The sequence below is a fragment of the Methylobacterium sp. Leaf104 genome, from assembly GCF_001422885.1.
Lineage (GTDB): Bacteria > Pseudomonadota > Alphaproteobacteria > Rhizobiales > Beijerinckiaceae > Methylobacterium.
Genome location: NZ_LMMZ01000038.1, coordinates 99,702 through 112,955 on the forward strand (window position 1 = coordinate 99,702; position 13,254 = coordinate 112,955).

Consider the following 13,254-nt stretch of genomic DNA (forward strand, 5'->3'; position numbering starts at 1 on the left):
CGCATCGTCCGGGGCACGCGGCTCCGAGATTCTCGATCAGGCGTCCCTTCCCGATCAGGCTTCCTTGGGCATCGCCGACTGGATCAGCCGGTCCGAACTCAGGTCCTCCTCGTCGTAGCCCAGGAGCTCGGCGAGACGCCCGCGGGCGCGGCTGACACGGCTCTTCACGGTGCCGACCTTGCAGCCCATGATCGCGGCGGCCTCCTCGTAGGAGACGCCCTCGGCGCCGACCAGCACCAGGGCCTCGCGCTGGTCCGGCGGCAGCTTGCCCAGGGCCGTCTGCAGGTCCTCGACGTCGAGGCGGTCGCCCTGGTGCGGGGCGGTGGCCAGGCGGGCGGCGTAGGACCCGTCCTGATCCTCGACCTCGCGCACCCGCTTGCGATGGTCCGAGTAGAAGATGTTGCGCAGGATCGTGAACAGCCAGGCGTTCAGGTTCGTGCCCGGCTGGAAGCGTGCGCGGTGCTGCCAACCCTTCAGCAACGTGTCCTGCACGAGGTCGTCGGAACGCGCCGGGTTGCTCGTCAGCGACAGAGCGAAGGCGCGCAGGGACGGCACGGCGGCGAGCAGGCCGTTGCGGAACTCCGGCTCGATCGCCTCGCCGCGCGCCTTCAGGGCGGCTTCCAGCTGCTCGATGAGCTCGGCGAAGCGGGTCGGCTGCTCGTCCGGCGCCAGCCGCTCGTAGACCGTGCGCAGGTGCTCGCCGAGATGGCTGCGGATGTTCGAGGACAGGTTCGGGCGGCCGTCGGCGGAGGCCGACAGGGCGTCATGGGCAGTGTCGGTCACGTCGCGTGTCATGGCTCGTCGTAATCTGGGGCGGTCAGGTTTCGTGTCGGCCCGAGGCGTCCGAGAAGCACCCGCGTGGTCAACTGATGTCTGGCGTTGTAGCGCATCTGGGCCGGCCACGCATCCCGCCGGACAACCGTGGCGGTTATGCGCGGCGCCGCATCAACAGCCGCAGGACGAGGGGACGCGTTCGGAGCGCGGGATCGGCTTGGAACTCGGCCCTTCGGAAGTGCCGCTCTTGGCATCGGCCGGCTTGAGGATGCGCACTGCGCCGTCGCGCAGGGAGAGCACGTGGCCGCGCTCCACGTCGGTCCAGCACTCGTCGCGGGTGAGCGCTTTGGTGGCGATCACCGTGACGACGTCCTTCGCCCCGGTCTCCTGCGCGAAGTCCACCCGCCAGTCCTCGTCCACCAGGGTCGCGGTGCCGAAGGGCGCGCAGCGCGTCAGGTAGCACAGGCGCTTGCCGCAATGGGCGTAGAGGGTGCGGCTGTCCGACAGCAGCATGTTGAAGACGCCGAGGCCGTGCAGCGCGGCGCAGAGATCGGCCACGGCCCGGTCGATGCGCGCCGGGCTCGGCAGGTCCGGCCAGCGCTGCTGCAACTGGTCGAGCATCCAGCAGAAGGCATGCTCGCTGTCCGTGGAGCCCACCGGCTTGAACCAGGTCAAGGGCCACTTCTTCACGCCCTTGAGCTGGCCGTTATGCGCGAAGGTCCAGCGCCGGCCCCACAATTCGCGGCTGAAGGGGTGGGTGTTCTCGAGGTTCACCCGGCCGCGGTTGGCCTTGCGCACGTGGGCGATGACGATGCGGCTCTTGATCGGCGTCCTGCGCAGGAGCTTGGCGAGCTCCGACTGCGCGCTCGGCTCCGGCTCGTGGAAGGCACGGGCGCCGCGTCCCTCGTAGAAGCTGATGCCCCAGCCGTCCGCGTGCGGGCCGGTCTCGCCCCCGCGCCGTGCCAGGGCGGCGAAGGAGAAGCGGATATCCGTGGGCACGTTCGCGCTCATGCCGAGCAATTCGCACATGGAGGTTCAGGGGACTTCGCGTGGGAGGGAGGGGAGGCGTTGCGGGGCGCGGCATCCCTGGAAGGGAGCGCCGGGCCGCCCACTCTAGAGGATTTTCCTGTCCACGGGAGCCGGCAATCCTCCGGAAACGCTGCGAGTCGCGATGAACGATCGGCACTCCTGCAAGCATTCCCGGCTGAAGCGCAGAAGCAGGCCAGGGGCCGCTGAAGGTGCGCCCCCGCGCTTTCACCGCCGGAGGCGATCCTCTAAGCCGCTCCCCGTGCCCCCACTTCCCGGGGCGACGTGGACAGGGTGCCGATGGACCGCGATCCGATCGCCTTCACCTGGCGGACCGCACGGCGGGAACATGCCGCCGCGGTCGGGCTGGCGCTCGGTCTCGGCGGCCCCCTCGCGCTGCTCGCGCTTCTCTGCCTGCGCGATCTCTTCGGCGTCCAGGTGCACGACACCGATCCGACCGGCCCGTTCCTGCGCGTCGCCGCGGCATTGCCCTGGCGTCCCGCCGCCGAGGGCCCCTTCGTGGTCTTGGCCGGTTGGACCCTGCCGCACGCCGAACTCGTGCGCGCGGCCTTCCTCGGGCTCGCCGCGTCCGCCGTCGCCTCGGCCGGTCTCGGCTGGGCCGTGGCCCGCCTGTGCTTCCACGCCCAGGCCCGCACGGTGGCGGCGCTGCAAGGGCGGGTCACCGAGGCGATCCTGCGCGCGCCGCCCGGCGCCCGCGACGAGGCCCGCGCCTTGGCCCAGGCCATGGGCGACCTGCTTGCACGGCTCGACACGCTGTTCGGACTGGCGATCCTGGTCCCGGCCCTGGCGATCGGCAGCGTCGCTCTCGCCCTGGTCCTCGCCGGCCTCGCTGCGCCGCGCCTCGTGCCCACCGTCGCCGCCGGGCTCCTGGCCGCCGGTCTCGCCCGGGCGCTGATCCAGCGGCGGATGCAGGACCGGGCCACCCTGCGCCTCCGGGCCGGTGGGGCCGCCGGACGGGCGCTGTCCGACCTGATCCGGCGCATGCCGGCGGTGCGAGCTCACGGGGCGGCGGCCTTCGAGCGCGGGCGCCTTGCCGCCAAGGGCGCCAGCACCCGCGACGCCCTCGAGGCCTCGGAATCCGCCTTGGCCTATGCTCGCGCGCCCTCCATGGCGTTGACGATCTTGCTGCCGGCGATCGTCGTCGCGGTGGCGTTGTGGCGCGGCCATGACGGTACCACGGCCCCGGTGGAGCCCGGGGCGCTGCTGGCCGCCGCCGGCGGCTTCGCCCTCGCGGTGGTGGCCCTGACCGTGACTCTCCGGATGGCGAGCCTGCATCGCGTTCTCGCTGGACCGTTCCGCGACGTCGCCGTCGCCGTGCCGTCGTTGGAAGGTCGTGCGCCGGCGCGACCCAGCACGGTGATGGCCCTGCCCGAGGCGGGCGCCCTGGTGGCACAGGGAGTCGGAGCCTACGATCCCGTCACCGGCGAGCGCCTGGCCGGCGTCGACGCCACCCTGCCGATGCCGGGCCACGTCGCCATCCTGGGCGAGCGCGGCAGCGGCAGCCGGGTCCTCGCCGCGATCCTGGCCGGACAGCTCGAACCCTCCGCCGGCGTGGTCACCTACGGCGGTATCGATCTTCGCGCCTTCGCACCGGAGGAGCGGGCCCGGCGCATCGCCCTGGCCGGTGCGGAGGCGATCCTCATCGAGGGGACCCTGCGCCAGAACATCCTCTACGGCGCCGCCGGGACCACCGACCCGGATGACCTCATCGCCACCCTGCGGATCACCGGCCTCGACGCCTTCGCCTATGCGCGGGGGCTGGAAGGTACCGTCGATCCGGCTGCCGAGCCGGAGGTCGCCCGCGCCGTGGTGGCCGCCCGGCGGGCGGTCCGCGAGGCGCTTGCCGCCGACAAGGCCGGGCGCCTGGTCGAGCCCTTCGATCCGGCCCGCTACAATCACCAGGCCACGGTGGGCGAGAACATCCTCTTCGGCGAGCCGGTGGGGCCGGCCTTCGCGCCGGATCACATCGCGGCACACCCGTATCTGCGCGCCGTCCTGGAGGCGGAGAGCCTGAGCCGCCCCCTCACGGAGATCGGCCTCCAAGTTGCCCGCAGCCTCGTGGAGATCTTCGCCGACCTGCCCGACGACCATCCGCTCTTCGAGACGTTCTCACTGTTCCCGGCGGCCGAGCGCGGCTTCTTCGAGGACCTCGTCGGACGCCAGCCCGAGGCCAAGGGCTGGCGGCGCGGCCCGGCCGGTCAGCGCGACCGCAAGCGCCTGATCGGCTTGGCCCTGCGCTACAGCGAGACCCGGCACCGCTTCGGCCTCATCGACGCCGGCTTCGAGGAGCGCCTGGTGGACGCCCGCCGCTCGTTCGCGCGCCTGATGCCGGCCCACCTGCGGGGAAGTGTCGAATTCTACGATCCGACGCGTCTCACCGCCGCCGCGAGCCTGGAGGAGAACATCCTGTTCGGCCGCATCAACGGCGAGGAGGCCGGCGCCGAGGCGCGGGTGCGGGCCCTGGTGCGACGGGTGCTCGCCGATGGCGGCCTGGAGCCGGCCGTCTATCGGCTGGGCCTCGAGAGCCGCGTCGAGCCCGGTCTTGCCGGCGGGGGCGCCAGCCTCGGCGAGAACGCCATCGGTCCGCGCGAGCGCATCGCCATCGACCTCGCCCGCTGCCTCGTGCGCCGGCCGGACATCGTCGTCGTCGCCATCGCCCTGGAGGACCGGAAGGGCGACGAGATCCGCACCCGCCTCGCGGCCCTGCGCGCGGCCCGTGCGGGTCGGGGGCTGATCGTCTGTCTGCCGGATGCCGAGGCTCTCACCGGGGTCGAGCCCTTCGACGCGGTGCTGCGCATCGAGCGCAACACGGTCCTGGCCGGCTGATCGAAGGGGAAGATCGAGCCGTCGGACGGGTTCCGGGGCCTTCCCCTATTGCGGCCCCATTGGGATGCGATAGGCAGGAGCGTGTGCATCGTGCACGGGCGTCCGCCCGCCAGCGGACGGATCGCTCTTCGGGACCACGCATGGTCTTCCTGTTCCGGGCTCCGCTCCGCCGCGCGGCGTCAGCCCTTCTCGCCCTCGGGGCACCGATCCTGGCCCTCGGCGCCGTGATCGCGGCGTCGCCGGTCTCGGCCGAGCCGTCCAAGGCCTTCGCCCCGATCCCGGCTGCGACCCTGGCGCTGATGCAGGCCCGCGGCACCACCGCGTCGGCTCCGGTGCTGTTCCGGGCCTACAAGAAGGAATCGGAGATCGAGGTGTGGAAGCGGGGCGGCAACGGCCGCTTCGTCCACGTGAAGACCTTCCCGATCTGCCGCTGGTCGGGCCAGCTCGGTCCCAAGCGCAAGAGCGGCGACCGCCAGACCCCCGAGGGGTTCTACACGGTGCCCCAGCGCCAGATGAACCCGAACTCGCGCTACTACCTCTCCTTCGACGTCGGCTACCCCAATGCCTACGACCGGGCGCACGGCTCCACCGGCTCGGCCGTGATGGTGCATGGGGTCTGCTCGTCGATGGGCTGCTTTGCCATGACGGACCAAGTGGTGGGCGAGATCTACGCCATCGCCCGGGAGGCCTTCGCCGGCGGCCAGTCCGCCTTCCAGTTCCAATCCTATCCCTTCCGGATGACGGCCCTGAACATGGCCCGGCACCGGACCGACCCGAACATCGATTTCTGGCGCCAGCTCAAGGAGGGCGCCGACCGGTTCGAGGCCATCGGCGAGGAGCCGGCCGTCGGCGTTGTCGCCGGCCGCTACACCTTCGCGCCGGCGAAGGATCTGGCCAAGGAGGCCCAGGTCGTCGCCTATCACCGGGCGGAGGAGGCGCGCATCGCCACCCTGGTGGAGGAGGGAAGCGCGGCCGTGCGCACCACCTATTCCGATGGGGCGCAGCACCCGTTCTGGGCGGCGCTCGCGGCCAAGGGGGCTCCGCTCGGCGATGTGAGCCGGCCCGAGGCCCTCGCCTATGCGGGCCAGGAGGTGGTGGTCATCGCGGCCCGGCCACGTCCGGTCCAGGTGGCCGAGGCTGTCTGGTCGCGCTGGATCGCGCCGGACTCGCTCCTGTCGCGGACGCGGATGCCGAACTTCGTTCCCTCCTATGAGCGCGCGGCGCCGCTATTCGCGCCGATCGGCACGGCTGCCCTCGGGCTGCCGGCCTACCCGGTCGCCTGGCCGAGCCTGATCCGGCTCAGCCTGTCGGGCGACCTCCCATACCCCGCGATCGCTTCGGCCCGGGGCCCCATCGACGTCCTGGCGCAGCGGTGAACCGGGCTGGTGGCCGGGTCGACACAGTTCGCCGACGAAACTCTGCGTCGCCCGCATCTCTGCCCGACCATGTGCGGGCTCGCACATCGGGCTCGGGGGCGGCTTACTACCTCAAAGCAGTTCCACTTCGATCCCGGCACACGCCTATCGCCGACCAGCGAGGATTGGATCGCGCCGGTGCGACGAAGGGCACCCGATCCGCGTTGGGATCGGGGCACATGGTAATCGAACGATGACCTTCTCCTCCCGTCCCTCCGCGGATGACGGCCTCACCCTCACCTTCTGGGGTGTGCGCGGTTCGACGCCCGTCAGCGGCCCGGATTATACCGAGTTCGGCGGCAGCACGCCCTGTCTCGAGATCCGGTGTGGCGAGCGCCTGTTCCTGCTCGATGCGGGCTCGGGACTGAATGCCTGCGGGCGCCATCACCGCGATGCGATGCCCAAGGAGATCGACCTCCTCTTCAGCCACCTGCACTTGGACCACACCGCCGGGCTGCCGTTCTTCAAGCCGGTGGTGCTCGACCCGGAGCGGACCCTCAACACCTATTGCGGCAACCTCGACGGGGAGAGCGCCGCGGGTGCCCTCGACCGGCTGTTCTCGCCGCCGCTGTTCCCCGTCACGCTCGACATCATTCCGTGCCGGCTGGCCCATCACGGCTTCAGGGCCGGCGAGCGGTTGACCTTCCCGGACGGCGCCACCGTCGACACGATCCTCCTCAACCATCCGCAGGGGTCGGTGGGCTACCGCTTCGAGCATGCGGGCCGGCGGCTCTGCGTGATCAGCGACATCGAGCACAGCGACCCGTGGCCGGACACGGCCCTGATGGACTTCGTGCGGGACGCCGACCTCGTGGTCTATGACGGCATGTTCACCGAGGGCGAATACCCGGTCTGCCGGGGCTGGGGCCACTCGACCTGGCAGAAGGGCGTGGAACTGGCGCAGGCCGCCGGGGTGAAGGCGCTCGCCATCATCCACCTCCACCCCTGCCACACCGACGCGATGCTGCGCAGCGTCGAGGCCGACATGCAGGCGGAGATGCCCACCGCCTTCATCGCCCGCGAGCGCCAGACCGTGGCCGTGGGCGAGCCGGTGCGGAGCGCACCCACGCTGGCGCTTGCACGCTCCGCCTGAGGCGCGGGATCCCTCGCCGAGAGGAGAAGAATCCCACCTTCGATCAGGCGGCTTCCTCGCGCCCGACGCGGCTGTGGCGCCGGCTCCAGGCGAAGTAGATGACGAGGCCGATGGCGAGCCACACGAACAGGCGCAGCCAAGTCTCCCCGTCCAGCGAAACCATCATGGCAAAGCAGCTGAGGATGCCGAGGATCGGCACCAGGGGCACCAGGGGCGTGCGGTAGTCGCGCCGCGCATCCGGCTGGGTCCGGCGCAGGATGATGACGCCGACGCAGACGAGGATGAACGCGAGCAGCGTGCCGATGCTCGTCATATGGCCGAGCTGGGAGATCGGCAGGAAGCCGCCGAGCGCGCTGGTGAACACCATGAAGAACAGGTTCGAGCGGTAGGGCGTCTTCCAGGTCGGATGGATCTTGGAGAAGAAGCCCGGCAGAAGCCGGTCCTGGCTCATGGAATAGAACACCCGGCTCTGGCCCAGCAGCAGCACCAGGATCACGGTGGAGAAGCCCGCGATCACCCCGAGGGTCACGAGGCTGCGCAGCCACGGGAACGGCGTCTGGGCGATGGCGGTGTTCACCGGGGCGGCATCGCCCTTCATCTGGTCGTAGTGCACGAGGCCGGTGAGCACACCCGCGAAGGCGATGTAGATCACGGTACAGATGGCCAGCGACCCTAGGATGCCGATCATCATGTTGCGCTGGGGGTTCTTGGCCTCCTGCGCCGCCGTCGAGACCGCGTCGAAGCCCACATAGGCGAAGAACACGACGCCGGCGCCACGCATGATTCCGCTCCAGCCGTACTCGCCGAAGGTGCCGGTGTTCTCGGGGATGAACGGAACGTAGTTCTGCGCCTTGATGTAGAACAGGCCGACCCCGACCACGACCGCCACCACGGCGAGCTTGATCATCACCACGACGGCGTTGACCCGGGCCGACTCGCGGATGCCGATCATCAGGAGTGCCGAGGCCGCCACGATGATGAGGATCGCCGGTAGGTTGACGAGGCCATGCGCCATCGTGCCGTCCGCGAGCTTGTAGGTCTCGAAGGGCGAGTTCACGAGGCTGGGCGGCAGGTTGATCCCGAGCGTGTCGCGCAGGAAGCGGGTGACGTAGCTCGACCAGCTCACCGAGACGGTGGCGGCGCCCACGGCGTATTCGAGCACGAGGTCCCAGCCGATGATCCAGGCCACGAACTCACCCATGGTCGCGTAGGCGTAGGTGTAGGCCGAGCCCGCCACCGGGATCATGCCGGCGAGCTCGCTGTAGCACATGCCCGCGAAGGCGCAGGCGATGGAGGCGATGGCGAAGGAAATCACCACCGCAGGGCCCGCGTGCTCGGCCGCCGCGATGCCGGTGAGCGAGAACAGGCCGGCACCGATCACGGCGCCGATGCCGAGCGCGATGAGGCTCCAGGGACCGAGGGTGCGCGAGAGCTTGTGCTCGCCGCCCTCCGCGTCGCTGTTCAGCCGTTCCAGCGATTTCGTGCGCGTGAGGTCGCCCGCCAGGCCTGCCGCCATGGGTTGATCCTATCCTGGTCTGAAGCGGCCGGGCCGCCCGGTGTTGCGCGCGGTCCCGGAGGACGATGGCAAGGGTGTCATCTGAGCAAGGCGCGATCTTGGGGTTTGCTCGATGCGGTGGCAAACGGTGAATGACGACACCAGCAGGTTTCGGGCCGCGCGCCCGTCACGGACGCGTGATCGTCGCCTCGCCCGCTGCTGCGTCGGCGCCGTCGATCAGCGGGCGGAGTATCGCCCGCGCCCGTGCGGTGGTGGCCGGGCCGGCCGTGCCCGGCATTCCGGCCTCGAAGGGGGGTGCCGGGGCATATTCGGCCACGAGCTGGCTCGTACGGGCCGCCTCGGACCCGGCGAGGCGTGCCGAGAGCGCCAGGGCGAAATCGAGCCCCGCCGAGATGCCCGCCGCCGTGACGCGGTTGCGGTCGACGACGACGCGTTCATCCACCGGAATGGCACCGAGGCGCGGCAGCACGCGGTCGCGCACGCACCAGTGCGAGGTGGCGCGGTAGCCCTGCAGCAGACCGGCCGCTCCAAGGATCAGGGAGCCGGTGCAGACGCTGGTGATCCAGCCGGCCCGTGCCGCCCGGTCCCGCAGGAAAGCGAGAGTGCCGGAATCGCGCATCTGTGCGGGCGTGCCGTCGCCCCCAGGCACGAACAGCACATCTAGGTCGCGCGGGCAGGTCTCGAAGCTGTCGTCGGCGACAACCGCCAGACCGGTATCCGAGAGGACTGGCCCAGACGCCCGCGCCACGAGGTGCAGCCCGCCTCCGGCGATCCCGGAGAGGAGAGCCTGCGGGCCGACGAGGTCCAGCGCGGTCATGCCCGGGTAGAGCAGCATCGCGATGCGCAGCGGCCGGACCGACGACGGCGACCCGTCAGACGTCCCCATCGCGCGCGAGCCGGCGGCAGCCAGTGCAGCGGCGCCCGCAAGTCCTGTCGCCGCGACCGCACGGCGCGTCGGGCCGGGCGGTCGGCTCACGCGGTCGGCCTAGCCTCGAAGGACTCGATCGCCTTGATGATCGTCGCCGCTCGGTATGGCTTGGTGAAGAACACGCTGCCCTCGATCAGGCGAGGCGGCGTCTGCGAGAAGCCCGTGGCGTAGATGACTGGCAGGTCGGGGCGTAGGGTCCGCGCGGCCTCGGCGAGCTGCCACCCGTCCATGAGACCGGGCAGCCGAATGTCGGTGAACAGGATGTCGACGGAGGCCTCGGCCTTCAGGATCTTGATGGCGATCTCGGCGGTGGCGGCCTGGAAGACCACGAAGCCGGCATCCTCCAGATCGGCGGTTATGACTTCGAGCAGCAGAGACTCGTCTTCCACCATCAGGATTCGTGATTTGGGAGATCCGCTCATCGTCGTGGCGTTCCGTCAGGCGTAGCCGAGGCGTGGCGCGCGACCGGTTCGTGTCACCTCTCCACCGGAATGGGAGGACGATAGCTCGGTTCGGTCACGTGGCAAGTAGATCCATACTGTCGTGCCTCGCCCGGGTTCGCTGTTGATCTCCACGTGTCCGTCAGACTGTTTGGCAAATCCGAAGACCTGACTCAGACCGAGGCCGGTACCCTCGCCCACCGCCTTGGTGGTGAAGAACGGCTCGAAGGCCCGGGCGAGGATCTCCGGGGCCATGCCTCGGCCGCTATCCTCGACCGCGATGGCGACGTGGTCGACACCCTGCAGGGCAGGGATCATCCCGGCCTCGGCGGCCGGGACGTTGCGGGTGCGGATCACCGCGTGGCCACCTTCCTGGATCGCGTCGCGGGCATTCACCGCGAGGTTCAAAAGGGCGTTCTCCAACTGATTGGCATCGACGCAGACCGGCCAGACCTGGGCGGAGAGGACCATCTCGGGGGGCTCCACCGTACCGAGGGCCCCGCGTAGGAGTGCCGCCAGATCGCGGATCAGACGGTTGGGGTCGACCCGCACCGGCTGCAGCGGCTGACGCCGGGCGAAAGCGAGCATCTTCTGGACCAGGGCCGCCGCCCGCTCCGCTCCCGTCAGGGCTCCGCGCAGGGAGTGCCGCGCGCCGCTCTCGGCGGGCAGGAAACGCTCGATCCGGTCGAGGTTGCTGATGACGACGCCGAGCAGGTTGTTGAAGTCGTGGGCGACGCCTCCAGTGAGGGACCCGATGGCGTCCATCTTCTGGCTCTGGCGCAGCATCTCCTCCGCCCTGTCGCGCTCGGCATGGGCCTCGTGCAGGGCGGCGAGCGCCTCGTCGCGCTCGCGCACGCGGGCCAGCAGCTCGGCGTTCGCGGTGCGCAGCTGCGCGGGCGAGGGCAGGGCCAGGGCCCGGGGCAGCAGAACCCAGAGCAGGATCGCGGTCACGATCGAGGCTGCGGCCGTGACCGCCTTGACCGCCGCCTCGGCCGCGTAGTCTGGAACCCACAGGGTCCAGATCTCGAAGACATGGGTGGTGCCGCAGGCGAGAATGAACAGGGCGAAGGCCCAGAACATCCACCCGAAGACGAGGTCACGCCGCCGGGTCACGAAGACGCCGAGAGCGATCGGGATGGTGAAGTAGGCGAGGGCGATGATCGCGTCCGAAACCACATGGGTCCAGATCAGCTCCGGCCGCCAGAGCAGGCAGATCCCGTGGGGCGCCAGGCTGGTGCGGTCGAGGAAGCCGTTCAGGATCTCGAGCATGGCGGGTCTCGAAGGGTCATGGGGTCCGTCGCTTCGGACAAGTTTTGCGCGACGGGAGCGATGCAGGGACACCTATAGCCTGAAGTCCGACCGTCGTCTTCGACAAAAGCGCGCGTCGACTGTGAGCTTTTTCGGTCCAACTCTGTGATGGACGTCGATATAGTGTGGCCGCGCACGCTGAGATTGCGCGATCACGGCGCCGCGATGGCCGGTTTTCGGAAGTATCGATGGACGGGATGGCGCCGCAACCCAGCGAAGATCCGTTGATCTCTCCGCCTCGCCAGCTGACGCATGCCCGGTTCTACGACTTCCAAAGGGCATACGTGCGCGATCGTCTGCGAACGCGCGGAGTCGAACGACATTTCCGCTTCCCGGAAAGATCTTGCCGGGAAGGTCCGGATTTCACCGACGATCATGGTCCGGACGGCAGGATCGTCCGGTACCCGGCCGGGCTATTCCACCACGACCTTGTAGGTCTGGCCCGTCCGCAGGATGGCGCCGCGCTCCAGGCCGTTCAGCACGAGGAGGCGCTCCACCGGCTTGTCGGGAACGACCATGCGCTGCGCCAGGGTCTCGACGGTCTCGCCGGCGCCGGCCGTCACCACGACGAGGCGCAGGGGCCGCAGGGTCCGGGCCTCGGCCGGATCGATCGCGGACAGGCTCTCGGTCCAGCGTCGGAAGGCGCCGTCCGGATCGGTGCCACCCTTGGCCGCCATGATCATCCGGAAGGTGGTCTCGCCGACCCGGATCACGGCGAGGCGGAAGGTCCAGTCCTTGCCGCGGGACAGGGCCGTGGCCGCCGGGTAGCCGGCGACCATCCGGTTCTCCAGGGAGCCGGGTTCGACGACGTCGTTCCAGGTCGCCTTCAGCACCTCGTCGAGGCCCTGGCCCGGATTGCTCTCGACCTGGTCGAAGAGCAGGCGCCGGCTGCCCTCTCCGGTGGTGCCGAGGACCGCGTTGCGGGTGTTCTCGATGGAGAAGCCCTCCGGCACCTCGAAGGCGATGCCGAGGGCGGGATGGAGGAACTTGCGCCCGCGCACGACGCCTTCGCCCGGGTTGTCGCCGTAGGCGATGCCGTCGATGGCCGCGAGGTAGCGCGCGCGTTCATCGACACCCAGGCCCGGCGCACCGATGAGGCGGGCGGCGCGGGTCACCAGGGTGATCCGCTCGGTGGTGCCCGGATGGGTCGCCAGCATGTCGGGCTCACCGGCCATACCGGTGCCGGTCTTCAGGGCCGTCGTCCGGTTGAGCGCCGTGAGGAAGCGCCCGGCGCCGAAGGGATCGTAGCCGGCCCGCGCAAGGGTGCGCACGCCGACGCTGTCGGCCTCGAGTTCCTGGTCGCGCGAGAACCGCGCCAGGGCGAATTTCGACTGGCTCTGGAGCTGAGCGCCTGTCACGGGGTCATTGAGCACGTCGGCCACGACCTTGCTCACCAGCTGCGAGCGCAGCGCCAGCTCGGTGCGCGCCGTGGCGTGGCGCAGGGTGACGTGGGCGATCTCGTGGGCGAGGACCGCCGCGACCTCGGAGGTGTCGCTCGCCAGCGCCAGCAGGCCCCGGGTGACGTAGAGCCGGCCGCTCGGCAGCGCGAAGGCATTGATCACAGGCGAGTCGAGCAGGGTGACGGCATAGGTCTCCTCCGGCCGCTCCGTCGCCTTGACAAGGCGGTCGGTCACGTCGCTGACGAGCCGGAGCGTGGCCGGGGACCGGTACTCTCCGCCGAAGGAGGCCACCAGCTTGGCGTGGTCGGCATCGGAGGCGGTCCGCTCGCGTCCCGTGGTGCGCGGAGCTTCTCGGGGCACGGCCAGCGCCGCCTTCTGCACGACGGCGCCAGTCTGGTCGCCGATGCAGCCCGAGAGGAGCAGGCCGAGGAGCGGCCAGGCGGCGGCGCGGACGCCGAGCCGGGGCCGGCCAGCAAGCGAAGGGGTGGCCGTCGTGCGCATCGTGAG

General features: G+C 70.4%; 10 protein-coding genes. 3 read left to right on the plus strand and 7 right to left on the minus strand.

Annotated features, from left to right (window positions below):
- Positions 1 to 54: 54 nt before the first annotated feature.
- Both ASF49_RS18955 and ASF49_RS18960 read right to left on the minus strand, forming a co-directional pair.
- Entirely contained in the window at positions 55 to 795 is a 741-nt protein-coding gene (locus ASF49_RS18955) for a sigma-70 family RNA polymerase sigma factor (protein WP_056476650.1), read from the minus strand.
- A gap of 150 nt (positions 796 to 945) precedes the next feature.
- Positions 946 to 1,803, minus strand: a complete 858-nt coding sequence (locus ASF49_RS18960) for a class II glutamine amidotransferase (protein WP_243214800.1) — start codon at positions 1,801 to 1,803, stop codon at positions 946 to 948.
- 297 nt (positions 1,804 to 2,100) lie between these two features.
- Between ASF49_RS18960 and ASF49_RS18965 the strand changes: the two genes are divergently transcribed.
- From ASF49_RS18965 to ASF49_RS18975, 3 genes are all read left to right on the plus strand, one after another.
- Positions 2,101 to 4,647, plus strand: coding sequence for an ABC transporter ATP-binding protein (locus tag ASF49_RS18965; protein WP_056476653.1), 2,547 nt, complete (start codon positions 2,101 to 2,103; stop codon positions 4,645 to 4,647).
- A gap of 140 nt (positions 4,648 to 4,787) precedes the next feature.
- On the plus strand, positions 4,788 to 6,023 hold the full coding sequence (locus ASF49_RS18970; RefSeq protein ID WP_156653087.1) for a L,D-transpeptidase family protein: 1,236 nt from the start codon (positions 4,788 to 4,790) through the stop codon (positions 6,021 to 6,023).
- Between the two features lie 232 nt (positions 6,024 to 6,255).
- Positions 6,256 to 7,155, plus strand: a complete 900-nt coding sequence (locus ASF49_RS18975) for an MBL fold metallo-hydrolase (protein WP_056476654.1) — start codon at positions 6,256 to 6,258, stop codon at positions 7,153 to 7,155.
- Positions 7,156 to 7,198: 43 nt separating this feature from the next.
- Here ASF49_RS18975 and ASF49_RS18980 read toward each other — a convergent pair whose 3' ends face one another.
- The 5 genes from ASF49_RS18980 to ASF49_RS19000 form a co-directional block, all read right to left on the minus strand.
- Entirely contained in the window at positions 7,199 to 8,671 is a 1,473-nt protein-coding gene (locus ASF49_RS18980) for an amino acid permease (RefSeq protein WP_056476656.1), read from the minus strand.
- 166 nt (positions 8,672 to 8,837) lie between these two features.
- Positions 8,838 to 9,557 carry a DJ-1/PfpI family protein gene (locus tag ASF49_RS18985; RefSeq protein ID WP_200930085.1) on the minus strand — a complete coding sequence of 240 codons (720 nt, stop codon included), beginning with the start codon at positions 9,555 to 9,557 and terminating at the stop codon, positions 8,838 to 8,840.
- A gap of 86 nt (positions 9,558 to 9,643) precedes the next feature.
- Complete coding sequence (locus ASF49_RS18990; RefSeq protein WP_056476662.1) at positions 9,644 to 10,021, minus strand: response regulator; 378 nt, start codon at positions 10,019 to 10,021, stop codon at positions 9,644 to 9,646.
- A 15-nt stretch (positions 10,022 to 10,036) separates the two neighbouring features.
- Positions 10,037 to 11,308 (minus strand): sensor histidine kinase, encoded by a 1,272-nt coding sequence (locus ASF49_RS18995; protein WP_056476664.1) that lies wholly within the window; start codon positions 11,306 to 11,308, stop codon positions 10,037 to 10,039.
- Positions 11,309 to 11,760: 452 nt separating this feature from the next.
- Complete coding sequence (locus ASF49_RS19000; protein WP_082511428.1) at positions 11,761 to 13,248, minus strand: M48 family metalloprotease; 1,488 nt, start codon at positions 13,246 to 13,248, stop codon at positions 11,761 to 11,763.
- Positions 13,249 to 13,254: the final 6 nt, after the last annotated feature.

Bases quoted from the DNA above. Each gene is read 5' to 3' on its own strand.
- ASF49_RS18995 (WP_056476664.1), bottom strand. From the start codon at position 11,308: ATGCTCGAGATCCTGAACGGCTTCCTCGACCGCACCAGCCTGGCGCCC.
- ASF49_RS19000 (WP_082511428.1), bottom strand. From the start codon at position 13,248: ATGCGCACGACGGCCACCCCTTCGCTTGCTGGCCGGCCCCGGCTCGGC.
- ASF49_RS18975 (WP_056476654.1), top strand. From the start codon at position 6,256: ATGACCTTCTCCTCCCGTCCCTCCGCGGATGACGGCCTCACCCTCACC.
- ASF49_RS18980 (WP_056476656.1), bottom strand. From the start codon at position 8,671: ATGGCGGCAGGCCTGGCGGGCGACCTCACGCGCACGAAATCGCTGGAA.
- ASF49_RS18970 (WP_156653087.1), top strand. From the start codon at position 4,788: ATGGTCTTCCTGTTCCGGGCTCCGCTCCGCCGCGCGGCGTCAGCCCTT.
- ASF49_RS18990 (WP_056476662.1), bottom strand. From the start codon at position 10,021: ATGAGCGGATCTCCCAAATCACGAATCCTGATGGTGGAAGACGAGTCT.
- ASF49_RS18960 (WP_243214800.1), bottom strand. From the start codon at position 1,803: ATGTGCGAATTGCTCGGCATGAGCGCGAACGTGCCCACGGATATCCGC.
- ASF49_RS18965 (WP_056476653.1), top strand. From the start codon at position 2,101: ATGGACCGCGATCCGATCGCCTTCACCTGGCGGACCGCACGGCGGGAA.
- ASF49_RS18955 (WP_056476650.1), bottom strand. From the start codon at position 795: ATGACACGCGACGTGACCGACACTGCCCATGACGCCCTGTCGGCCTCC.
- ASF49_RS18985 (WP_200930085.1), bottom strand. From the start codon at position 9,557: ATGGGGACGTCTGACGGGTCGCCGTCGTCGGTCCGGCCGCTGCGCATC.